The sequence below is a fragment of the Variovorax sp. F042 genome (assembly GCF_057814215.1).
In genome coordinates this window covers 65789-88421 of record NZ_JBVASX010000011.1, presented here as the reverse complement: position 1 = coordinate 88421, position 22633 = coordinate 65789, and the positions used below count along the sequence as shown (strand labels likewise).

At 66.2% G+C, this 22633-nt stretch carries 20 protein-coding genes; 9 read left to right on the top strand and 11 right to left on the bottom strand.

The genetic code is table 11. The annotated features are described in order from the left end of the window. Positions 1–52: 52 nt before the first annotated feature. The 4 genes from ACZYSP_RS26710 to ACZYSP_RS26695 all read right to left on the bottom strand — a co-directional run bounded on the left by ACZYSP_RS26710 (position 53) and on the right by ACZYSP_RS26695 (position 4970). Complete coding sequence (locus ACZYSP_RS26710; RefSeq protein ID WP_354339317.1) at positions 53–1825, bottom strand: EAL domain-containing protein; 1773 nt, start codon at positions 1823–1825, stop codon at positions 53–55. Positions 1826–1940: 115 nt separating this feature from the next. Then, complete coding sequence (locus ACZYSP_RS26705; protein ID WP_093058878.1) at positions 1941–2696, bottom strand: GntR family transcriptional regulator; 756 nt, start codon at positions 2694–2696, stop codon at positions 1941–1943. 14 nt (positions 2697–2710) lie between these two features. Then, the gene (locus tag ACZYSP_RS26700) at positions 2711–3448 is read right to left on the bottom strand and encodes an aspartate/glutamate racemase family protein (RefSeq protein WP_093058877.1); all 738 of its coding nucleotides are present in this window, start codon (positions 3446–3448) and stop codon (positions 2711–2713) included. Positions 3449–3476: 28 nt separating this feature from the next. Next, positions 3477–4970, bottom strand: a complete 1494-nt coding sequence (locus ACZYSP_RS26695) for an NCS1 family nucleobase:cation symporter-1 (RefSeq protein WP_354339316.1) — start codon at positions 4968–4970, stop codon at positions 3477–3479. A 199-nt stretch (positions 4971–5169) separates the two neighbouring features. Between ACZYSP_RS26695 and ACZYSP_RS26690 the strand changes: the two genes are divergently transcribed. From ACZYSP_RS26690 to ACZYSP_RS26680, 3 genes are all read left to right on the top strand, one after another. Beyond that, the gene (locus ACZYSP_RS26690; RefSeq protein ID WP_354339315.1) at positions 5170–6582 is read left to right on the top strand and encodes a Tle-like phospholipase domain-containing protein; all 1413 of its coding nucleotides are present in this window, start codon (positions 5170–5172) and stop codon (positions 6580–6582) included. Positions 6583–6803: 221 nt separating this feature from the next. Next, on the top strand, positions 6804–7190 hold the full coding sequence (locus ACZYSP_RS26685; protein ID WP_436318430.1) for a VOC family protein: 387 nt from the start codon (positions 6804–6806) through the stop codon (positions 7188–7190). Positions 7191–7304: 114 nt separating this feature from the next. Further along, the gene (locus ACZYSP_RS26680) at positions 7305–8054 is read left to right on the top strand and encodes a TerC family protein (RefSeq protein ID WP_093081345.1); all 750 of its coding nucleotides are present in this window, start codon (positions 7305–7307) and stop codon (positions 8052–8054) included. Between the two features lie 24 nt (positions 8055–8078). On the opposite strand, the gene ACZYSP_RS26675 is transcribed toward ACZYSP_RS26680, so the two are convergent. Then, positions 8079–8978 carry a LysR family transcriptional regulator gene (locus ACZYSP_RS26675; RefSeq protein WP_354339314.1) on the bottom strand — a complete coding sequence of 300 codons (900 nt, stop codon included), beginning with the start codon at positions 8976–8978 and terminating at the stop codon, positions 8079–8081. A 130-nt stretch (positions 8979–9108) separates the two neighbouring features. Here ACZYSP_RS26675 and ACZYSP_RS26670 point away from each other — a divergent pair, with 130 nt between their 5' ends. The 3 genes from ACZYSP_RS26670 (at position 9109) to ACZYSP_RS26660 (ending at position 12105) form a co-directional block, all read left to right on the top strand. Continuing rightward, a complete protein-coding gene (locus tag ACZYSP_RS26670; RefSeq protein WP_489017543.1) occupies positions 9109–10761 on the top strand; it encodes a sensor histidine kinase in 1653 nt (550 codons plus the stop codon). Continuing rightward, positions 10758–11444 carry a response regulator transcription factor gene (locus ACZYSP_RS26665; protein ID WP_093058870.1) on the top strand — a complete coding sequence of 229 codons (687 nt, stop codon included), beginning with the start codon at positions 10758–10760 and terminating at the stop codon, positions 11442–11444. The genes ACZYSP_RS26670 and ACZYSP_RS26665 overlap by 4 nt, the downstream gene beginning before the upstream one ends. Before the next feature lie 175 nt (positions 11445–11619). After that, positions 11620–12105 carry an SgcJ/EcaC family oxidoreductase gene (locus ACZYSP_RS26660; RefSeq protein WP_093081350.1) on the top strand — a complete coding sequence of 162 codons (486 nt, stop codon included), beginning with the start codon at positions 11620–11622 and terminating at the stop codon, positions 12103–12105. A 28-nt stretch (positions 12106–12133) separates the two neighbouring features. Here the strand turns inward: ACZYSP_RS26660 and ACZYSP_RS26655 are convergent, their stop codons facing one another. Beyond that, positions 12134–13837: a CehA/McbA family metallohydrolase domain-containing protein gene (locus tag ACZYSP_RS26655; protein WP_489017540.1), complete on the bottom strand. Its 1704-nt coding sequence runs from the start codon at positions 13835–13837 to the stop codon at positions 12134–12136. Positions 13838–14004: 167 nt separating this feature from the next. Here ACZYSP_RS26655 and ACZYSP_RS26650 point away from each other — a divergent pair, with 167 nt between their 5' ends. After that, entirely contained in the window at positions 14005–16035 is a 2031-nt protein-coding gene (locus ACZYSP_RS26650; protein ID WP_093081355.1) for a putative bifunctional diguanylate cyclase/phosphodiesterase, read from the top strand. Positions 16036–16047: 12 nt separating this feature from the next. Here ACZYSP_RS26650 and ACZYSP_RS26645 read toward each other — a convergent pair whose 3' ends face one another. The 4 genes from ACZYSP_RS26645 to ACZYSP_RS26630 are packed head-to-tail and all read right to left on the bottom strand — an operon-like array spanning position 16048 to position 20712. Continuing rightward, complete coding sequence (locus ACZYSP_RS26645) at positions 16048–17274, bottom strand: M20 family metallopeptidase (RefSeq protein ID WP_093058866.1); 1227 nt, start codon at positions 17272–17274, stop codon at positions 16048–16050. 17 nt (positions 17275–17291) lie between these two features. Beyond that, positions 17292–19070: a 2-oxo-4-hydroxy-4-carboxy-5-ureidoimidazoline decarboxylase gene (gene uraD, locus ACZYSP_RS26640; RefSeq protein WP_489017537.1), complete on the bottom strand. Its 1779-nt coding sequence runs from the start codon at positions 19068–19070 to the stop codon at positions 17292–17294. Then, positions 19067–20029, bottom strand: coding sequence for an allantoinase PuuE (puuE, locus tag ACZYSP_RS26635; protein ID WP_097198491.1), 963 nt, complete (start codon positions 20027–20029; stop codon positions 19067–19069). Before puuE ends, uraD begins: the two co-directional genes overlap by 4 nt. An 8-nt stretch (positions 20030–20037) precedes the next feature. Beyond that, a complete protein-coding gene (locus ACZYSP_RS26630) occupies positions 20038–20712 on the bottom strand; it encodes a GntR family transcriptional regulator (protein ID WP_093058863.1) in 675 nt (224 codons plus the stop codon). A gap of 74 nt (positions 20713–20786) precedes the next feature. Here ACZYSP_RS26630 and uraH point away from each other — a divergent pair, with 74 nt between their 5' ends. Further along, positions 20787–21137, top strand: a complete 351-nt coding sequence (uraH, locus tag ACZYSP_RS26625; protein ID WP_489017534.1) for a hydroxyisourate hydrolase — start codon at positions 20787–20789, stop codon at positions 21135–21137. Positions 21138–21139: 2 nt separating this feature from the next. On the opposite strand, the gene ACZYSP_RS26620 is transcribed toward uraH, so the two are convergent. Continuing rightward, positions 21140–21637, bottom strand: coding sequence for a hypothetical protein (locus ACZYSP_RS26620; RefSeq protein WP_093081362.1), 498 nt, complete (start codon positions 21635–21637; stop codon positions 21140–21142). Between the two features lie 56 nt (positions 21638–21693). Between ACZYSP_RS26620 and xdhC the strand changes: the two genes are divergently transcribed. After that, complete coding sequence (gene xdhC, locus ACZYSP_RS26615) at positions 21694–22503, top strand: xanthine dehydrogenase accessory protein XdhC (protein WP_093179696.1); 810 nt, start codon at positions 21694–21696, stop codon at positions 22501–22503. Positions 22504–22633 lie beyond the last annotated feature (130 nt).

Here is a 22633-nt window from a genome sequence, read left to right as displayed (position 1 = left end):
GGCCGCAAGACTGTCGCTGGCCGCCGGGACCATCGACGCATGAATCCCTGCGCTATGCGCGCGGCTGGGCCTCGCGCACCGTGAGGCCCGAGGCCGCCTGCTTGGCATCGTGCTTCGCAATGGCCGCTTCGCTCGCCACATCCTCGGCATGGCTGAACATTCCCGGCGGAATGCGCACCGCGCCGATGGACAGCGTGGAGAAGGGCGTGAACCGGACCACGCCATGCCGGTCCTCGCCTTCGATGCCACCGGACTGTCTTTCCGCTTCGTCGTAGAGGCCGGGCGCCTGCCGGTTGAAGTCGTCGATCAGAGCGGTGCAGCGCCGGTGCCAGTCAGGGCTCTGGAACAGCACCAGGAAGTCGTCGCCGCCGATGTGGCCGACGAAGTCGCGATGGGCGTCTGCATGCTGCGTCGCCAGTCGCGCGAGCAGCAAAATCATTTCGTCGCCGCGCCAGTAGCCGTAGTGGTCGTTGAACACCTTGAAGTTGTTCAGGTCGGCATAGCAGGCAGCAAAGTCGGCACCGCTGTCGAGCAGGCGCGCGATGTGGATGTTGATGGGGATGTTGCCCGGCAACGAGGTCAGCGGATTGGCGTGCCGCGCGGCCTCGATGCGCGCCTCGGTCACGGCGCGCACGAGCTGGTCGCCCGTGCCCAGGCCAACGTAGCGCTTCTTCTCCGTGACGATGAAACCTTCGCTCAGGTAGCGCTGGTCTTCAGACATCAGGATGCCGAGCAGGCTCTCGACGTTCTCCTCGCGCTCCACGATGCGCGGGGTGCTGCTGCCGTAGGCCAGGCAGGGGCGGCGGCCGTGGACCTCGCGGAAGTACATTCGCGCGTAGTCGTTCATGAACGACTGCCGGTTGATCAGCGAGACGGGGGTGCCCTTGTCGACCACGGCGAGCGCATGCAGCTCGGGGTGCTTCTGGAAGATTGCGGAGACCTCGTCGATCGGCGTCTGCGGGCTGAGCGCAGGCGCCTGGATGACCGACAGGCTGCGCAGCACGTTGGGCTGCGACGGTTGCGACGCGTGCGGCATCACGGCGATGCGGGTGTCGCGGATGGTGGCCGCCATGGGCTCGGGCAGCGCCGGCTGTAGCGCCGGCGCCGGCCGGCCGAACAGGTAGCCCTGGCCATGGGCAATGCCGAGGTCGCGCAGCACGTGCAGGTCTTTCGCGTCTTCCACGCCCTCGGCAATGAGCTCGGTGCCCAGCGCGTTGCCGAAGCCGACGATGGCGCGCACCAGCGCCACGCTCTGCGGGCTGTTGGCGATGCCCTGGGTGAGCAGCTTGTCGATCTTCACGAAGTCTGGCTGCAGGTCTTTCCAGCGCCGCAGGTTGGAATGGCCTTCGCCGAAATCGTCGAGCGCAACACGTGCGCCCAGCGCATGCAGCGTCTCGACCGCGCGCCCAAGCGCCTCGGGGCTGCCGGTGGCCCGCTGCTCGGTGAGCTCCACGGTCACGTCGCGGGCACTGACGTTGTGGTGCGCGAGCATGCGTTCGAGCCAGCACGCCGTGCCCGCGCCGCCCATGGCCGCGACCAGCGCGTCGGCGCTCATGTTCACGAACAGCCTGCCCGCATCGGGCAGGCGGCCCCATTGGGCGAGGATGACTTCCACGCACAGCAGCTCGAACTCGGTCAGCCGCGACTCGGCCGCGGCAAGTGCAAGCAGCGCCTGCGGGCTGTGGAGCGGGGTGCCGGTCGGTCCGCGAATGAGGGCTTCATGGCCGAAGACCGTGCCCTTGCGCAGATCCACGATGGGCTGGAAGAAGGGCGAGATCGCAGGAGGCGAGGCAGGGGTGGCGTTGGGCCGTGTTTGCCGGGGCATGCTGTGGAAGTTGTTCGTCGGCGGCGATCGCGCACGGGAAAAACGCGTAAGCCATTCGGGCTACAGCATGACGCAGTTGTGTGACAGCCGCACCGGCTCTGCCGGCCGTGTGGGGTCAGGCGAGCAGCGCCTTGACCAGATCGAGCTGGCGGTCGGGCTTTTCGGTGCCGAGTTCGAGGCTGGACTCGATGCGCTCCAGGTGGTCGATCATGCTCGTCACGGCTGCCTCCACGTCGCCCTTGCGGCACAGGCGCAGGAAATCGGCGTGCTCGTCCGACGAGCAATGCGGGTCGTTCGACGAGTGGTAGAGCATCGCAATCAGCGAGCTGCGTGCGACCAGTTCACGCACCAGTTCGGCGAGCGTGCGGTTGCCCGTGGCCTCGGCCAGCGCCACGTGGAAGTCGCCCAGCAGCTTCTCGCGCACGGTGCCAGTGGTGGTGGTCTGGCGCAGTGCGGTGCGCTCGAACTTGATGTGCTGCTCCAGCACCTGGTAGTCGCGCGGCCGCGCGGCGGCGATGAACAGGCGCACCACTTCGCTTTCGAGGATGCGGCGCACCGCGAACACCTCGCGGGCCTCTTCCACCGAGGGCTGGCAGACGAAGGCGCCCTTGTCGGGAATCATCTCGATGAGCTTGTCTTTCGACAGCATCAGCAGCGCGGCGCGTACCTTGGTGCGGCTCACCGAATACACCCGGCCCAGCGCTTCTTCGCGCAGCCAGGTGCCGGGCGGCAGGCGCTTCTCGACGATCGCGGTGGCGATGTCGTTGGCGATGCTTTCGATGGAGCTGTTCTTGTCGGCTGCAGCCACGCCGTTCTCGTCCGGAACGGCGGTGGCAGGGGAAGCGGAGGGTTTGGAACTGGCGCGGGGCATGCGCGGATTGTGGCCTAGCGCGGGAGAGTGAAGCCCTCGAGCGCACCAATGATGGGCTTGGGCAGGGGCTTTGCCAATTCGCCGCGCTTGCTGGTGCGCAGCTTCAGGGCGACGAGCGATTCGATCAGCTTGGTGCCCGCGGCCACGCCGTCGATCACGGGCACGCCGAGCACCTGCTCGATGTGCGCGCACAGGTCGGTCATGCCGGCGCAGCCGAGCACGATGCAGTCGGAGCCGTCTTCTTCGAGCGCGCGCCGGCATTCGTCGACGATGCGTTCCCGCGCGCCCGAGCCCGGCTCTTCCAGTTCGAGCACGGGCAGTTCGCAGGCGCGCACGTTGGCGCAGAAGCGCTCCATGCCGTAGATCTCGGCCAGGTGCCAGGCCTGGCCCATGGTGCGGCCCAGCGTGGTCACCACGCTGAAGCGGCTGCCGATCATGCTGGCCAGGTGCATCGCCGCCTCGGCGATGCCCACCACCGGGCCGCGTGCCAGCTCGCGCGCGGCCTTCAGGCCCGGGTCGCCGAAGCAGGCGATCACGTAGCCGTCGATCCCGTCGCGCTCGCCCGAAGCGATCTCCTGCAGCAAGCCCGGCACGGCCAGCGCCTCGTCGTAGTGGCTTTCGATGGAGACCGGCCCCATGGCCGGGCTCACGGCCACGATCTCGGTGCCGGCATGCGCCACCGCGCGGGCGCAGGCGCCGATCTTCTCGGTCATGCTCCAGGTGGTGTTGGGATTGATGATCTTGATGCGCACGGCGCGGTCCCTTTCTTTCTCTTTCAGTTCAAGTCTTGCTGTTGCGGTTCAGCAGGGCATAGAGGACGAAGCCCAGGCCCATGCCGATGAACCAAGCATAGTTGGCGCCACCGCGCAGCGCAGGCACCATCACGCACAGGATCGGCACGAGGGCCGACGGCACCAGCGCCTGGATCGCCTTCGGGTTGTAGCCGCCGCTGTACCAGTATTCGCCCTTGGGGCTCATCGTGTAGAGCGCGTCCACGTCGATGCGCTGCTTGCGCACGATGTAGTAGTCGGCAATCAGGATGCCGAACAGCGGGCCGATGAACGAACCCAGTACGTCCAGTGTGTAGTGAATGACCTCGGGGCTGTTGTAGAGGTTCCAAGGCGTAAGAAACACCGAGCCCACCGCGGCGATCATGCCGCCCGTGCGCCAGCTGATGTGCTGCGGCGCCACGTTCGAGAAATCGAAGGCCGGCGAGACGAAGTTGGCCACGATGTTGATGCCGATGGTGGCGATCATGAAGGTCAGTGCGCCCAGCACCACGGCGGTGGTGCTGTCGATCTTGCCCACGGTGTGCACCGGATCGGTGATGAGTTCACCAAACACGGGCAGCGTGGCGGCGGTGGTGATGACGGTCAGCAGCGAGAAGAACACGAAGTTCACCGGCAGGCCCCAGAAGTTGCCCTTCTTCACCGCATCGAAGCTCTTGCCGTAGCGCGAGAAATCGCCGAAGTTGAGCATCGGGCCGCTGAAGTAGCTCACCACCAGCGCAATGGCCGAGAGCATCACGGGCAGCGCGTCCCAGCCCTGGAACTTGATGCCGCCCAGGTTCAGGTCGATGTTGCTCCAGCCGGCCTTCCACACCAGCCAGCCGCAGAGCACCGCCATCACCACGTACACCGCCGGGCCGGCCCAGTCGATGAACTTGCGGATGGCGTCCATGCCGCGCCAGAACACGAAGGCCTGCAGCACCCACATGACCATGAACGCGACCCAGCCAAGCGCCGAGAGGCCGACGAAGCCGTACTGCGCGACATCGGCATACGGCGCTAGGCCCGGGGCCATGTGCAGCGCCAGCACCATGAAGGCCGCCGACGCGAGATACGTCTGCACGCCGTACCAGGCCACCGCGATCAACCCGCGGATGATGGCCGGAATGTTCGCGCCCAGCACGCCGAAGGGCGCGCGGCACACCACGGGGTAGGGCACGCCCGTCACCTGGCTGGGCTTGGCTACCAGGTTGCAGAAGAACTGCACGATCACGATGCCCACCAGCAGCGACACCAGCACCTGCCAGCTCGACAGGCCCAGTGCGAACAGGCTGCCGGCCGTGATGTAGCCGCCCACGCTGTGCACGTCGGACATCCAGAAGGCAAAGATGTTGTATTGGCCCCAGGTCTGCTTCTTCAGCGGAGCGAGGTCTTCGTTGGTCAGGCGCGGGTGGTAGCCGGGCTTGATGAGGGCGTTCGATTCCGCGTGCGGCGCAATGCCTGCTTCGCTTGCCCCCGCGGGGGGCTGGCTGACGACTGTGCTCATGGTCTTTCCTCGTGCGAGTGGGGTGGGATTGAGTGCCTGCTTTTCGGATGCGTTATTTGTATACAAAAAATGCACTCAATCAAGACCATTCGGGGAATCATATATCCGTAGATTCCCTGATGCGCTGTAGACGTTGCGGGGTGAACCCCGTGGCGTGCGTAGCGCGCCGCTATGCTGCGGCAAACATTTGGAGGTGGAGATGCAAAGAGAAAACTGGGGGCGTGCCGCCCGGTGCATGGCGGTGCTGCTTTGCTGTGCCGCGTTGGGAGGCTGTGGTCTCTATTCCGTCAACCGCGAGGCGAAGCTGTACCGCGCCGAGATGGCCGAGGAGATGAGGCGTGAGGTGGAAGAGTGCCGCAATGGCTCGTCACCGGAAAAGCGGCACGTTCTGGACCATCGCTACCGGGATACCGACGCGTCCGACTGCTACAGCGCGGTGATCTCCGCTGCCAGCCGCTCGCTCGAGGGAGCGAGGGTCGATAGGATTCAGAAACCGACGATAGGCAGTTCGCCGTCCGCCGTTGCAATACGCAAGCCGTGGACGCCCCAGGAAGTGGCCCAGGCAACCTCCGCGGCCGAAGTGCTCGGCCAGATGGCGTGGCCTGCAGTGCTGAGCAAAGTGGTCTACCGACGGTATGCGCCTGAGGCAAGCCGGGGCGACTGCGCCTACAGGCCGGATCTGCATCCGCTGGAGCGGCTGAAGAGGGTCCCGTCCGCCGGTGCCGGCAAATGGGAGTCATGGGAGCACTCGGGGGTCGGCTGCAAAGCCGTGGGAGGCCTGTACTACGAGACCTTCGTTTATCGCCTGCCCGACGGGCCGATCACACAAGCGTTCATTGTCTTTCGCGGTACGGAGAACTACAGCGGCCAGTTGTTGCCCGATTGGGAAGCGAATCTGGCGATGGCGCTGAATCTCGAACCACAGCAGTTCGTGCAGGTCCGGATCGGATTGAAAGAGATCGTCAGAAAATTGAAGAAAGACGCCCCGAATGTCGAGATCTACACAGCCGGGCATTCCTTGGGGGGCAGCATGGCGCAACTGGCCGCATACATGAGTGAGGACGTGAAGATCGCCTACGCCTTCAACACGTCGCCGGTGAGCGGCTGGACGTGGTTGCGCAAGCAGCAGAGCGAAAACCCGGGAGAAGTCGTGATGCCGAGAAAGGATCCCCCGATCATCAGGGTCATGCAGGACGATGAGGCTCTGGGGTTCATCCGGGTGTTCTCCAACGCGGCGAACTCGACAGTGCGCCGTACAGGCCGCACCGACGTGGCGCTGGATTTCCCTTCGAGCCGCGACGTGCTGAAAATCTCCAAGGTGTCGGGGCGTCTGAGCGCTGGCGTGGCCCTGCACTCCATTACTTTGCTCGCGTGCAACTTGACGGCTCGCGTCGCGAATGGAGCTCCCGGTGCATTTGGCTTCACGAAGGAGCAGGCTGAAGCGGTTATCAGCGAGCGAGATGGAGCCTATTCGGTAACGAGCGCCGAAAGGACAGAAGGCCTATGCCAGGTGGTTGACCGTGGCGCGAATTGCACGGTGAACTGGACCGGCGCAGGTTGGCCGACAAACTGCAGGTCGGACCAGGCGCCCTCGCTCAGCCCGTCGCCATGAGGTTTTCACATCCCGACGGTCGCGCGGATTGCATCGGGGGAGCCGGCCGTTTCTGTCGCTCTCGATCTCATTGACTGATCGAAATCCGTGTGGCTCAGAGAAAAAATATATCGCTTTCAGTTGTGAGACGCGCTGCTTAGAGTCCCGTCCATCCCCCACTTCCGATGGCAAGAACCATGAGCAACACAACCACCCGCATCCCCTTTCATCTCGCGTTTCCGGTGCGCGACATCGCCGAGGCGCGCGCCTTCTACGGCGAACTGCTGGGATGCCCCGAAGGCCGCAGCGCGCCCGAATGGGTGGACTTCGATTTCTACGGCCATCAGATCGTGGCGCACCTGGCGCCCGACGAATGCGGCCACCACCAGAGCAGTTCGGTCGACGGTCACGACGTGCCTGTGCGTCACTTCGGCGCGATCGTTCCCATGGACCAATGGCAGGCCATGGCCGACAAGCTCATCGCCCGCCAGACCAAGTTCGTCATCGAGCCCTATATCCGGTTCAAGGGCGAGCCCGGCGAGCAGGCGACGATGTTCTTCCTGGACCCCTCCGGGAACGCCATCGAGATGAAGTCGTTCGCGGACCTGAGCTCGCTTTTCGCCCGCTGAACGGGCAATGGCCCATGGGTCGCGGGGGCGCTGGCGCCATGTGCGTGCGCGCCTTTAAGATGCGCTCGCCCGCCGCGGTCGCCGACCGCGCGTTGACGCAACAGAGTCGCGCCCATGCTCCAACTTCTCTCCGATCCCCAGGTCTGGATCGCCTTCGCTACCCTGACCGCGCTTGAGCTGGTCCTCGGGATCGACAACATCATCTTCATCTCGATCCTGGTCGACAAGCTGCCGCTGGCCCAGCGCGAATTCGCACGGCGCATCGGCCTTTTCATGGCCATGTTCATGCGCATCGGCCTGCTGCTGGTGCTGGCATGGATCGTCGGGCTGGTGAAGCCGCTCTTCGTGGTGTTCGGCCAGGAGATCTCGGGCCGCGACCTGATCCTGATCCTGGGCGGGCTGTTCCTGATCTGGAAGAGTACGAGCGAGGTTCACCAGTCGCTGGAAGGCGAACACGAGCACAAGCAGAGCACGGCCAAGGCGACCTTCGCCTCGGTGATCCTGCAGATCATGCTCATCGACCTGGTGTTCTCGCTCGATTCGATCATCACCGCGGTCGGCATGGTGGACGACGTGCGCGTCATGATCGCGGCGGTGATCGCCTCGGTGCTGCTCATGATGCTGTTCGCCGGGCCGATCGGCCGCTTCGTCTCCAACCATCCCACCATCAAGATGCTGGCGCTGTCCTTCCTGGTGGTAGTGGGTGTCGTGCTGGTTGCCGAAGGCTTCGAGCATCACGTGCCCAAGGGGTATGTGTACTTCGCAATGGCTTTCTCGCTGAGCGTGGAAATGCTCAACATCCGCATGCGCAAGAAGTCGGCGAAGCCCGTGGTGCTGAATCCGCCCCACATACCGGGCGATTGAGGGGCCGAGCCGGTCAAGTCGGCACTACGCCGAACGTCGGCGAGTCGGTGCCGTCGCGTCGACCGCATCGCGCAGGCATTGGGCGAAGTGCGCCACCACGGGCGGACTGGCCCGGGGCTTGCGATGAAGCAGCCCGATCTCGCGATGGAAAGTGAACTCGCCCAGCGGGACGATGCGCACCCCCGCAGGCATCGGAAGATGCGCCTCGACCAGCGGCACAAGCGCCACGCCCAGGCCCCTGGAGGCCAGATGGATCAACCCGGGAATCTCGTCGATCTCGATGGCGTCGTTGACCGCAAGGCCTTCCCGGCGAAGAAACGCCTCGACCATCCGCCCTCCGAACGAAGCCCTGTCGTAGCGAAGGAACGGCTGTTCCTGTATGAGCGCGCGCCAGTTCTTGGTTGCAGGCACGGCCTTGGGCACGACCAGCACAAAGGGCTCCTGCACCAATGCCTGCCACGTCAGGTCGGGAGGCATTCCGAAGGGCGGGCGGATGATCACGGCCGCATCGATCTTGCCGGCGTCCAGGTCGTCCATCAGGCGCATCGAAACACCGGGCGACACATGGACGCGCACAAGGGGGAATGATTTGCGCAGCTGCTCGAGCGCACGCGCGAGCAGCGTAGGCTGTGCCGAGGCAATCGAGCCGATGCGAAGGAGCCCCCGGGTGGCGTCGTCGTGAGGAAGTTCGCCTAGCTTGGCGAACAGGGCGCAGATTTCTTCCGCCCGCGGCAAGGTCGTCTGGCCCGCGACGTTCAAGGTGGCCGATCGGCCCGTCCGGTCGAAGAGCTCGAAGCCCAGGGCCTCTTCGAGCCGCTTCATCTGGCTGCTCACTGCCGATTGCGTGAGGCCGATGCGGTCGCCGGCTGCCGCGAAGGTGCCGAGCTTGCACACCGCAATGAAGGTCTTGAGTTCGTTGATCACGCCCGGAGCATCGCAAACATCGATGCTCGGGTCAATCGAGCTTCAACAGAAGTGATGGATGTCCGACTGTCCAACGGGCATGGGCTATTCTTCGCACCCTTCAAAGCAGGTATCCGCCTCGCACCGATCGATGCCTTCCATCAAATTCCGCTCGCGGCTCTCACTGGCCTTTGCAGCGCTCGTTGCGCTGGTCTGCGTGCAGGCTGCCTTCATCTACCTGGGCTCCGAGCGCGTCACCTTCTATGCGCAGCACAGCCGGCTGGCGAGCGACATCCAGTCCGACCTGCTGGAGCTGTCCGCCAACAAGCAGCGGCTGCGAGTCTGGGCCTCGCAGCGGCTGATGAACGGCGACGCACCCATCGAGTCGCGCGACCGCTGGCTGGCCGGCATGCGCTCCAGCGCAGCCAGCCTGCGGGACCTGACACAGCGCGACCTGGCCTGGTGGACCACCGTGACCTCGGCGCGGGGCACACAGGTGCCCGAAGCGGTGACCCAGCTGGCGGCCAGCATCGACCTGCTCGATGCCAACATCGCCGCGGTCCAGGATCGCCTGCTGCAGCTCACGCCACTGCAGCCGGGAGCGGAGTTTTCGTCGGTGTGGCAGCAGATCAACCAGGTGTTCGACGTGACGCGCGGGCGCGACCTGCGCGAACTCGTCAACGGCGCAATCGAGCGCCAGAAGCAGGCGGTGCCGGCCGCGCGCCTGGCCACCGAGCACGCGATCGAGGTGCTGCGCCTGCAGGCCATCGGCCTCGCTGTGTTGACCCTGGCAGCGGCGGTGCTGCTCGCCATTCGCCTGAACCGGCGGCTGCAGGCGCCCATCGCCAGCCTGCTGACCGGCACGCAGGCTTTGCAGGCGGGCCAGATGGACCATCGCATGGCGGTCGGCTCGGGTGACGAATTCGGCCAGGTGGCCGAGAACTTCAACGCCATGGCCGCCGAACTGCAGCAGCGCCGAAGCGATGCCGAAGCCGCGCGGCACAAGCTCGAAGAAGCAGTGGGTGCGCGCACGGCCGAGTTGCAGACCGCGCACGTCACGCTGCAGAACATCGACCAGCGCCGCCGCCAGTTGTTTGCCGACCTCAGCCACGAGCTGCGCACGCCGGCCACCGCCATCCGCGGCGAGGCCGAGATTGCGCTGCGCGGCACCGACAAGCCACTGGCCGAATACAAGGAAACGCTGTCGCGCATCGTCGGCGGCGTGGAGCAGCTCGCGCGGGTGATCGACGACCTGATGCTGATCGCGCGCGCCGAGGCCGATCAGCTCGTCATGCGGCAGGACCAGGTGGACCTCGGCCTGCTGGTCGGCGATGCCACCGAGCAGGCCGAGGCGCTGGGTGCGCTGCACGGCGTTGGGGTTCGCCTCGATGCCTCGCACGACGCACAGCCAGGGCTGCTCTACGTGCATGCCGATGCCGACCGGCTGCGCCAGGCCTTGGTGATCGTGCTCGACAACGCGGTGCGCTATTCGCGCTCGGGCGGCGAGGTCCGCATCGGCTGGCGTGAAGTCGACGGATGCGCGGAGATCGCGGTGCGCGACAAGGGCATCGGCATCGATGCCGACGAGCTGCCCACGGTGTTCCAGCGCTTCACGCGCGGCCAGCGCGCGCGGGCGCACCGGGTCGATGGCACCGGCATTGGCCTGTCGATTGCGCAGGCCATCGTTGTCGCGCACGAAGGCCGCATCGACATAGACAGCGAACCGTTCGTGGGCACGACGGTTCGCATCCGGCTGCCGCGCTTTGATGGCGCAGCCAGCCCCACAACGCCGGAGGCCGCATGAATAACATCCTCGTGGTCGAAGACGATCCGCGCGTGGCCGACTTTCTGCAGCGCGGCCTGCGCGCCGAAGGCTATGGCGTGCAGCTGGCGCGCACCGGCACCGAGGGCCTGGCATTGGCGCGCGGCGGTGAGCCGGCGCTGCTCATCCTCGACCTGATGCTGCCCGGCATCAGCGGCCTGGAGCTCTGCCAGACGATGCGCGCCGAAGGCCATCATGTGCCGGTGCTGATGCTCACGGCCATGAGCTCGCTGGAGGACAAGGTCAACGGCCTGCGGCTGGGCGCGGACGACTATCTGACCAAGCCCTTCGCCTTCGAGGAACTGCTCGCGCGCATCGAGGCGCTGCTGCGGCGCGGACGCGAACAGCGCGTGAAAGCGAGCAGCCTGCAGGTGGCCGACCTCGTGCTGGACCGCGAACGCATGCAGGTCACGCGGGCCGGACAGCCGATTGCGCTGACGGCGAAGGAGCTGGCCTTCCTGGAGCTGCTGATGAGCGCGCCCGGCCGCGTCTACAGCCGCGAGCGCATCCTCTCGAACGTGTGGGGCACCAACGAGGACCCGCTGACCAATGTGGTCGACGTCTACGTGCGCCGCCTCAGGGCCAAGATCGACGAGGGCCACCCGCTCGCGCTGCTCAAGACCGTGCGCGGCTTCGGCTACCGGCTCGACGCGCAGGAGGCCTGAACAACTGGACGCCCGGGCGCGCGTTCATCCGTTGTTCATCTGCGCTTCAACCTGCGTTCATGGCCCGGCACGGGTCGTGTTCATCTCTGCGCCAGAGACTTGATTCCTGCCTCGCGAATGCGGTGCAGCGCCGGCAGACACCGGTGCTTCAACACTTTCACAACAAGGAATCTCCGTGAAGAAAAGTCTCGTCACCAGTGCCGCCCTCGGCGTTCTTTCTTTCACTCTCGCCACCGGTGCGCTGGCCCAGGGTTCGGGCGCCGTTGCTTGTGCGCCGACCAATGAAGCGCAGATCGGCGCGCTGTTCGACCGCTGGAACAACTCGCTGCGCACGCTGGACCCCGACAAGGTGGTCGCCAACTACGCACCCGACGGCGTGCTGCTGGCGACCGTGTCGAACCAGCCGCGCACCAACCCGGCGGAGATCCGCGACTACTTCGTCAAGTTCCTCAAGAGCGAGCCGCAAGGCACGATCGACAAGCGCATCGTCAAGATCGGCTGCAATGTGGCGCAGGACGTCGGCACCTACACCTTCCGCTTCAAGGATGGCGGCACGGTGCATGCCCGCTACACCTATGTCTACGAATGGGTGAACGGGCAGTGGCTGATCGCGCATCACCACTCGTCGGCGATGCCGGAGGCGCGCGCCGCGAAGAACTGATCGATGCGGGTGGGCTCCGGCTCGCTCGCTACAGCGCCGCGACCTTCACGAACACCGGGTTCGAGTAGAACCACAGGTCGCTGTAGTTGCGCACGTTGATCGCATTGAAGCGCGCCACGTTGTCGGTGCCGGTGGTCTGCGCATCGGGCAGCGGCTCACCGGCGGCGGTTTCGTTGGGCACGTCGGTTCCCAGGTTGGTGCCGCGCAGGCGGAAGTACTGGTTGTTGCCGGCCTTCACCGTGTAGCTCACCGAGAAGTAGCCGTCGGCATCGAGCTTCCAGTCGTTGCGGGTGAAGCGCTTGAGCACGCGCGTCGACGGGTTGGTGTCGCGCGCATAGCCCGGCGTGCCCGCCAGCTCGGGGCCGGTCACGTCGCCGCCGATCAGGTCGATGTGGTCGACCACCGGCTTCACGTTGGCGAAGTTGCCGCTGCCGAGCTGGTATTCGAAGTTGTTGCGCTCGGGGCTCTTGAAGCGGATGGTGATCTTCAGGTCTTCACCGGCCTTGGCCGTCACGTCCGAACCCATCTCGCCAGCACCTTTGGCGCTTTGCACCTTGAAGTCGAGCGCGTCGATCAGGCCGCCGTTCACAGCGAAGAGCTTGCCTGAGCGCAGGGCCGAGAGCAGCGACTTCGGATCCTTGACGTCGCCCCACAGGTGGTTCCTGGCGTATTCGCCCGGCGCGTAGCCGCTGCTGTACTGGCCTTGCGAGGTGGTGAAGTGGTAGTCGGAGTCGGCCACGTTCCAGATGTGGCGGCCTTCGGACAGCAGCGCGTCCCAGGTGCCGCCGAGCTTGGCGACGAGGTAGTCGACGCCGCCGTAGGTGCGCGAGGGCAGGTTGGCCGGAATGTAGGCGCTGTTGTAGCCGCCGCGGTCGGGCTCCATCTGGTTGCCGACCATGCCTTCGAGCGAGAACACGATGTTCGGCGCGAGGTCGTTCATCTCGCGCAGCTGGGCGATCGTGTACTTGCCGGGGTTGCGCGAAGGATGGTTGATCTGCAGGTAGCTGGTGTCGGGGTAGTTCTTCTTGAGCCAGGCGATAGCGGCGAGCGTCTCGGCGTGCGTGTCGTAGTTGACGCCGGCCTTCGGGCCCCAGGCGGTGACGTCGCCGGCCGGGAAGAGTGCGGCGGCCCGGTTGGTGAAGAGGTATTCGAACTGGCTCGCGGCCTTGAGCGCGGCATCCGACATGGGGTTGTCGGTCAGGATGCCGACGTTGCCGTGGTCGTGCGAGGGCATGTCCCATTCGAAGGACGCGAAGATCGTCTTGTCGGCATATTTGCCGCCGGCCTGCAGCGCCTTGATGCGCGGCACCTGGTACTTGGCCATGCCTTCCGAGAACGGAATCTGCGCCGGCAGCTTGGTGCCGTTGTTGTCGTAGGAGGACAGGCGCAGGTGGTCGGACAGCGCCGCCCAGTCGAGCCCGAACTGGTCGAAGGCCTTGGCCAGCACCTGGTCGAGCGTGGAAATCTGCTGCGTGTCGTCCGACTGGATCGTGTGGATGTGCAGGTCGCCCACGGTCCAGCGGCCTGGCGGCACCGACGGGCCTGGATCGGCCGCGGGAGCGGGAGCGGGCGCGACGGCCGCCGGGGTGCTGGGCGCCACGGGGAAGAAGGCCGGGCCGCTGGAGTCTCCGCCGCCGCAGCCGGCCAGCATGAGCGTGCCGATGGCGAGGGTGGAAAACAGCGTGCGGCGGAACGGGAGGGGCGTCGAGAGGGCGGTCGGAAGAATGAACATGGCGGTCTGAAAAAAATGACGCGCACCTGAAGTGCGCGTGTCGAAGGAAGTCGCCGAGTCTCGAATGGCGCGATGACGCTTCGATGAAAGCAGAACGAAAGTTCGTTGTTTTCGCGCCAGCAACCGGGCCGCCGGAGGGCTTGCCCTCTATAAACTGTGCCCCTTCCATGATCCCCAGCGCGCCCGTCCCCCTGCCCACCGCATCCATCGACGATGGGGTGCTGTCGCGCATGGTGCGCACCGACCAGCTCGTGACGGTGCGCCGCAGCGTTCTCTCGGCCATTCCGATCAGCGTGGTGCTGAGCTTCACCGCGGCGCTGGTCGCCCTCAATGCCGGCCGCGCGTTCGAAGGGATGAGCTGGCTGCTGCTGTCGCTCATGGTGAACGGGATGCGCAGCTACATCTGCCGCTGGCCGTTCGCGCCTTCGCCCGGTGCCGAGCCCGGCAGTGATGTCCTGACCTCGCCTGACGGCCGCCCGGTCGAATGGCACCTGCGCATTGCTGCGGTCCTGGCTGCGGTGTCGGGCTGTGTGTGGGCCCTCATTCCGTTTCTGTGCGACGGCTACTCATCGCCGCAAGCGGTGTTCTATCTCACGGTGGTGTGCGGCATCTGCGCGGGGGCTGTCACCTATGGCATTGCCTATGCGCTCGTGCCCATCAGCTTCATCACGCCGGCGCTGCTGTCGGTGGTCGGTTGCCTTGTTTATGCAGGCGGCTTCGACAATCTGAGCCTGGCGGCGATGGTGCTGCTGTACCTCGCGGCACTGGTGCGCGGTGCGCTGCACAGCGACAGGACCTTCCGCGAAGGAAGCCGCCTGCGCAACGAAGCCACAGCCATGGCCGCGCAGCTGCGGCTGGTGCACGCGCTGTCGCTGGACGCCACGCAGCAGCTGGCCTTCCGGGCCTCGCACGATTCGCTCACGGGCCTGCTCAACCGCGAAGGCTTCACCGAGGCGGCGACGCTGCACATCGCCGCACCCGGCGGCCGCCAGCACGGCCTGCTGCTGCTGGACCTCGACGGCTTCAAGGCGGTGAACGACGCCTTCGGCCACAAGGTCGGCGACCGCGTGCTGCAGGACGTGGCCCGCTGGCTGCAGCGGGAGACCGCCGACATGCAGGCCGTGCTCGGCCGCTGGGGCGGCGACGAGTTCGCGGTGCTCTACAGCCTGCAGGACGAGCGGCAGGCGCCCACGGCGATTGCGCAGGCGCTGATCCGTTCGATCTCATTCGCCACTGCGCACTACGGCGGCCACCTGGGCGTGAGCATCGGCATCTCAGTCTCGGGCGAGGCCGAGATTGCCGACATGATCAGCTTTGCCGACGAGGCCGTCTACGAGGCCAAGCGCACCGGGCGCAACCGCTACCAGGTCTTCGACAAGGCGCTCAACCAGCGGCTTGCCACGCGCCGGGACGTGGAGCGCGACCTGCTCCATGCCATCGAGGCGCGCGACATCGGCGTGTGGTACCAGCCGATCATGAACAGCGACGGCCGGGAAGTTCACAGCCTCGAGGCATTGATGCGCTGGAACCATCCGCGCCATGGCCACATTGCCCCCGAAGAGGTGATCTACGCGGCAGCGAGCACCGGCGTGGCCGAGCCGCTGCTGCGGCATCTGGTCGACGAGGTCTGCCTGGGCATGCGCCAGCTGGAGGCCGTAGGCTCCAGCCTGGCCGCCGTGCCGGTTGCCATCAATGTCTCGCCGCGCGAGATGGCGCAGCTGGCGGTCGACGACATCGTGCTCGGCATGCTGAAGGCGCGCGGCGTGGCACCGCGCCGGCTGCAGATCGAGATCACGGAAGAGGTGGCGCTCGACACGCATGCCACGCGCAGCCGGCTGAGCGCGCTGTCGGCCGCGGGCGTGGCAATCGTGGTCGACGACTTCGGCGTGGGTTATTCGTCGCTGGCGTCGCTGCGCAGCGAGTACGTGCGGCAGGTGAAGATCGACCGCAGCTTCATTCTCGACCTGTCGTCCTCGCCGGGCAACGTGGTGCTGGTGGACGCCATCGTCCAGCTCGGCCGCTCGCTGAACATCCAGGTGGTTGCCGAAGGCGTGGAAACGCAGGACGAGCTCGATGCCCTGCACGCGATAGGTTGCCGGCTGGTGCAGGGCTATCACCTGGCGCGGCCCGCGCCGCTGCCCGATGTGATGGCGTGGGCCGCGGCGCGCCTGGCGCCCGCGGCCGTCAAGGTCATCTGAGCCGGATCAGGATCAGGCCAGCAGGTCGCTGAGCGTGCGCGCGATCACCTTGGTGGCGCGGCGCAGGTCTTCGAGCACCACGCGCTCGTCGCTGCGCTTGGCGTGCGATTCGAGCACCGTGCGCGGGCCGGCGCCGTAGATCACGCCGGGAATGCCGGCTTCGACGTACAGGCGCACGTCGGTGTACAGCGGCGTGCCCATGGCCTTGATGGGCTCGCCGAACAGTTCGCCGCCGTGCTTCTGGATCGCATCGACCAGCGGCTTGTTGCCGGCCAGCGGCTTCATCGAATTGGCGAGCAGCAGGCGCTTGATCTCGACCGTGATGCCCGCGCTCTCGGCGGCGGCATCGGCAATCACCTTGCGGATCGCGGCTTCGACTTCGACCGGGTTCTCTTCGGGGATCATGCGGCGGTCGAGCTTGAACACGACCTTGCCGGGCACCACGTTGGTGTTGGTGCCGCCCTCGATGCGGCCGACGTTGAGGTACGGGTGCGTGATGCCCTCGACCTTCGACGTGACCTGCTGGTAGAGCGTGTTCTGCGCATACAGCGCGTTGAGGATCTTCACGGCGCCTTGCAGCGCGTCGATGCCGGTGGCCGGCACGGCGGCGTGGGCCATCTTGCCGTGCACCGTCACTTCCATCTGCAGGCAGCCGTTGTGCGCGGTGACCACTTCGTAGCTGAAGCCGGCCGCGATCATCAGGTCGGGCTTGGTCAGGCCCTTGTCGAGCAGCCAGCCCGGGCCGAGGATGCCGCCGAACTCTTCGTCGTAGGTGAAGTGCAGCTCGACGCTGCCCTTGGTCGGCTTGGCCACTGCTTCGAGCGCACGCAGCGCGAAGGTGAAGCTTGCGAAGTCGCTCTTGCTGACTGCTGCAGCACGGCCGTAGAGGCTGCCGTCAGCGATCTCGCCGCCATACGGGTCGTGCGTCCAGCCTTCGCCGGGGGGCACCACGTCGCCGTGGGCGTTCAGCGCCACGGTGCGGCCTTCGTTTCCGTACTTGCGGCGCACGATCAGGTTGGTGATCGATTCGAGGCCGTAGTCCTTCACTTCCTGCGCGGGCACGGCGTGTTTTTCGGCGTCCAGGCCGAAGTCTTTCAGCAGCTCGGCGGTGCGCTCGGCGTGCGGCGCGTTGTTGCCCGGTGGCGTGTCTGTGGGCACCTGTACGAGTTGCTGCAGGAATTGCACTTCTTCGTCGAAGTGGGCGTCGATCCAGGCGTCGAGCTTGGCGTAGTCGGTCATGGTTGTTCTTCTGTGAATCAGTGGGCTTGTTCGGCGGTGAGGTTTTCCAGAAGCAGCTGGAAGGCCTGCACTGCGAGCTGGATGTCGTCGTTGGTGCTCGATTCGAGCGGGTTGTGGCTGATGCCCGAGTTGATGCCGCGCACGAACAGCATGGCCTGCGGCATCACCTCGTGCAGCTTCATCGCGTCGTGGCCGGCGCCGCTGGGCATGCGAAAGAGCGGAATGCCCAGCGCGTCGACGGCCTTTTCCCAGCGCTGCTGCCAGGCGGGTGCGCTGGGCGCGGCGGCGGCGCGCATGGTTTCTTCGAGCTCGTAGCGCACGCCGCGGCGCTCGCAGATGTCCTTCAGCGCGTTGACCACGTCGGTGGCCAGCGCGTCACGCTGCGCGTTGTTGGGCGCGCGCAGGTCGAGGCTGAACTTGCAGCGGCCCGGCACCACGTTGATGGAGCCGCTGGGCACTTCGAGCATGCCGACGGTACCGACCGAGTCGCCGTCTTTGGCGGCGCGCTGCTCGGTGTAGAGGATCAGCTCGGCCACTGCGGCCGCGGCGTCGCGGCGGCGGTCCATGGGCGTGGTGCCGGCGTGGCTGGCCATGCCGATCACTTCGCCCACGTAGCGCACGCTGCCGTTGATGGAGGTGACGATGCCCAACGGCAGGTCGAGCTCGGTGAGCACCGGGCCCTGCTCGATGTGCACTTCGACGAAGCCGAGGTAGCGCGCCGGGTCGCGCTGGATCTTTGGGATGTCTTCTTCCTTCAGGCCTGCCTGCTGCATGGCCTCGCGCATGGTGATGCCGTCGGCATCCTTCTGGTCGAGCCAGCGCTGGTCGAAGTGGCCGATGAGCGCGCCCGAGCCCAGGAAGGTCGCCTTGTAGCGCTGGCCTTCCTCTTCGGCGAAGCCCACCACCTCGAAGGCGAAGGGCAGGCGCTTGTTCTGACGCTTGAGTTCGCGCACGCAGGCCATCGGCACGAAGATGCCCAGGCGGCCGTCGTACTTGCCGCCGTTGCGCACGGTGTCGTAGTGCGAGCCGGTGAGCAGGGTCTTGGCGCCGGGCGTCGCGCCTTCATAGCGGCCCACCACGTTGCCGACCGCGTCGATGTGCACCGAGTCGAAGCCCACGTCGCGCATCAGCGCGCTGATCTGCGCGGCGCAGGCGCGGTGCGCATCGGTCAGGTAGGTGACGGTGAGCTGGCCCTTCTCGGCATAGCCCGGGTCGGTGTGCACCGAGAGCTGTTCCTGCCAGTCCCACACGTCGTTGCCGAGCGTGACGTCGGCAGCGAACTTGTCGTCGAGGCGAATCTCCGCAATGCGATGGATGTTGCGCAGCGCCTCGCCGAGTTCGAAGTCGGGGTGGTTGTAGAGCCGGCGCGCGAAGGTGTCGATGATCTCGCGCTTGGCAAGCCCCGTGCCGCGCGGGCCGCGCACCGCGAGGATGAACGGAAAGCCGAACTTCGCGTTGTAGTCGGCGTTGAGCTGCTGGATCTTCGCGAACTCCTCGGGCGTGCAGTCGGTCAGGCCGGCCTTGCTCTGCTCGTTGGTCGATTCGGCCGTCAGCGTCTTGCTGACCATGGCCTTGCCGGCGAGTTCGGGGTGGGCGCGGATCAGGCCGATCTGCTCGTCGGCCGACGAAGCGGCCAGCGCCTGCACGAGCGCATGCTTGAGATGCGCGAGCGAGCGGAACGGGCGAGCGGCCAGCGCGCGCTGAGCGATCCAGGGCGAGTGCTCGTAGATGCCGTCGAGCAGCGCGACGGCTGCGGCCGGCACCGCGGCGTTGAGTTGGGCGATGGTGAGGCTCATGATGCGGCTCCGGCTTCAAAGGGGTGCGCCTGCTTCCAGTGGCGCGCGATGTCGACGCGCCGGCAGACCCACACGCGGTCGTGTTGTGCGATGTGATCGAGAAAACGCTGCAGCGCCGTGATGCGGCCCGGCCGCCCGAGCAGGCGGCAGTGCATGCCGATGCTCATCATCTTCGGGCTGTTGTCGCCGTTCGGGTCGCCTTCGGCATACAGCGCGTCGAAGGTGTCCTTCATGTACTGGAAGAACGGGTCGGCGTGCGAATAGCCCTGCGGCAGCGCGAAGCGCATGTCGTTGCAATCGAGCGTGTAGGGCACGATGAGCTGCGGCACCACGGTGCCGTCGGTCTTTTGCACCTTCATCCAGAAGGGCAGGTCGTCGCCGTAGTAGTCGCTGTCGTATTCGAAGCCGCCGTAGTCGGCCACGAGGCGGCGCGTGCGCGGGCTGTCGCGGCCGGTGTACCAGCCCAGGGCGCGTTCGCCGGTGAGCTTTTCAATGGCTTCCATGCCCAGGCGCATGTGTTCGCGCTCGGTGGCTTCGTCGAGGTTCTGGTAGTGGATCCAGCGCCAGCCGTGGCAGGCGATCTCGTGGCCCAGCTCTTTAAAGGCGGCGGTCAGCTCGGGGTAGCGCTCAAGCGCCATGCCCACGCCGAACACGGTCAGCGGCAGGCCGCGTTTTTCGAACTCGCGCAGGATGCGCCACACGCCGGCACGCGAGCCGTACTCGTAGATGCCTTCCATGCTGATGTGCCGGTCTGGAAAGCTCGCCGGGTTGAACATCTCGGAGAGGAACTGCTCGGAGCCCGCATCGCCGTGCAGCGTGGCGTTCTCGCCGCCTTCTTCGTAGTTGAGGACGAACTGCACCGCGACACGCGCACCGCCCGGCCATTGGGCGTGGGGCGGGTTGCGGCCGTAGCCGACGAGGTCGCGCGGGTAGGGCAGGGTGGTGTCGTAGACGGTCATGGTTTGGATCAGGACAGCGCGAGGGAGATGTCGTTGGTGGGCACCTTGCGGTCGAACGTGAGATTGGCCTCGACGTGCTCCAGGTGTTCGGTCATGAGGCGCACGGCGCGCTCTTCGTCGCGCGCGGCCAGCGCCTTCACGATGTCTGCGTGCTCGTCGTTGGAGTGCTCGGCCGCGCTGGCGCTCTGGTACATCAGCGTGATGAGGGCGCAGCGCGAGATGAGTTCGCCCAGGATCTGCGCCAGCACCTGGTTGCCCATGAGCTCGGCCATGCGCACGTGGAAGTCGCCGAGCAGCTCGGTGCGGCCCGAGATGTCTTCGCCCGACACGGCTGATTTTTCGAGCGCAACGTGCTCCTTCAGCGCCTTGATCTTGGCGGGCGTGACGGTGCGCACGAACTCGCGCGTCATCTCGGCTTCGAGCATGCGGCGCACGGCGAACACCTGCTTGGCCTCGTCGACGGCCGGTGCGGCCACGAAGGCGCCGCGTGCGGGCTCGAGCCGTATGAGCTTGTTCTGCGACAGCTGGAACAGCGCCTGGCGCACCAGCGTGCGCGAGACGCCGAAATGATCGGCCAGCTTCTGCTCGGCCAGCTTGGTGCCGGGCTGAAGCCGGTGCTCGACGATGGCCTTCGTGAGGGCATCGACGATCGAACGGGTGGTGGAGGACTCCATGTTTTTCATGATAGACCCAAAGCCGGTAACTGTATACACTTTTGTCCACCGGAATTTCCCGCACCCATTTCAAGGAGCGCCCCATGGGCTTGAGCACTCACGTACTGGACACGATGCATGGCGGCCCCGCAGCCGGCATGGAGGTCGCGCTGTACACCACCGACGGCGACGCCGCGACGCTGGTGAAGCGCTTCACGCTGAATTCGGACGGCCGCAGCGACGGCCCGCTGTACGACAACAACTCGCTGAAGGCCGGCACCTACCGGCTGGTGTTCGACGTGGCGGGTTACTTCAAGGCTCGCGGCGTCAAGCTGCCTGAGCCGAATTTCCTGAACAAGGTAGCGCTGGATTTCGGCGTGGCGCACACCGACCAGCACTATCACGTGCCCCTGCTCGTCAGTCCGTGGAGCTACTCCACGTACCGGGGCTCCTGAGGTCAGTCGCCTTGTTGCTGGCCTTCTGTCAGGGTGTCGAGCTGGAAGCGCCCGCTCTTGTCCCACAGCCAGGTGTCGGTCCACGTGACCGCTCCGAGGCGCGTGGCGGCGGGGAAGGGCGCGGCCTGCAGCACGGCACGCTCGATCTCGGCGATCACTTCGGGCGCATGCTGGGGCGCGCGCAACCAGTGCATCGACACCACCTTGCCACCCGCATCCAGGTTCACCTGCAGCGTACCGACCGCATAGAGCATCGGCGGCAATTGCCCGCCGTAGATGCGCGAGCGGTTGATCTCGTAGATGTGGCGCGCCGCATCGCGGCGGTAGTCGCGCGCCGTGGCGGCGTTCGATGCACGAGGCACCCGGCCGGATGCGCTGGAAGGAGAGGCGCTGCTCAACTGGCCGGGCACGGCGCCAGGGCTGCCGCAGCCGGCCAGCCAGAGGGCGGAAAGAACGGAAGCAGCAAGTGCAAGGCGGCGGGGCGTAAGCTGGCGATTCATCGCCGGGTTTATACCGTGAGTCTTCACGGGCCAGGCAACCGAAGGTATCGACAACGATGAGCGGTGCGGTCGATCAACTGCTGGCACGTCTTCGCCACGAAGACGCGGTGCTGGTGCGCGTCGAATCGACGCAGGGCTCGGCGCCGCGCGAGGCCGGCACCTGGATGGCGGTGTGGGCCGATGCGCTCACGGCCACCATCGGCGGTGGGCAGCTCGAATTCCAGGCCACGAAGGAAGCACGCGAAATGCTGGCCGGCTCGCGCAAGCCCTTCGATGGCATCCAGCGCTACCCGCTGGGCCCGAGCCTGGGACAGTGCTGCGGCGGCGTGATGTTCCTGTCGTACGAGCGCATCACGGCCGCTGATGCGCCAAGGCTGCAGCGCGAACTGGTCGCGCAACTCAAGCCCGTGGCGCTGTTCGGCGGCGGCCATGTGGGCGCCGCACTGGCAAGGCTGCTGGCTGCGCTGCCGTTTGCGGTGCGCTGGATCGACAGCCGCGACGGCGTGTTTCCCGACGAATTGCCCGCGCAGATCGACACCGAACATTCAGAACCCGTGCAGGACGCCGTGGCCGCGCTGGTGCCGGGCAGCCGCGTGCTCATCATGAGCTTCAGCCATGCCGAAGACCTGGACATCGTCATCGCCTGCCTGAAGCGCCTGCGCGAGCGCAACGACCTGCCCTACGTCGGCCTGATCGGCAGCAAGACCAAGTGGGCCACTTTCAGCCATCGGCTCGAGGCGCGGGGCTTCACGGCCGACGAACTGGCCCGCATCACCTGCCCGATCGGCGTGCCCGGCATCACGGGCAAGGAGCCCGAGGTGATCGCCGTGGCGGTGGCGGCACAGTTGTTGCAATCGCTGGGCTGAACAGGGTTTTCCCGGCGGCCACGCCCTAAAAAACAGCCCCGTCCCTTGCCAAAACTGTATACACTTTCGGTCCACAACAAGCCGCAGCGGAGCGAGGCCCATTTTTTCATGGAGCCTGCGTTCGCGGCAC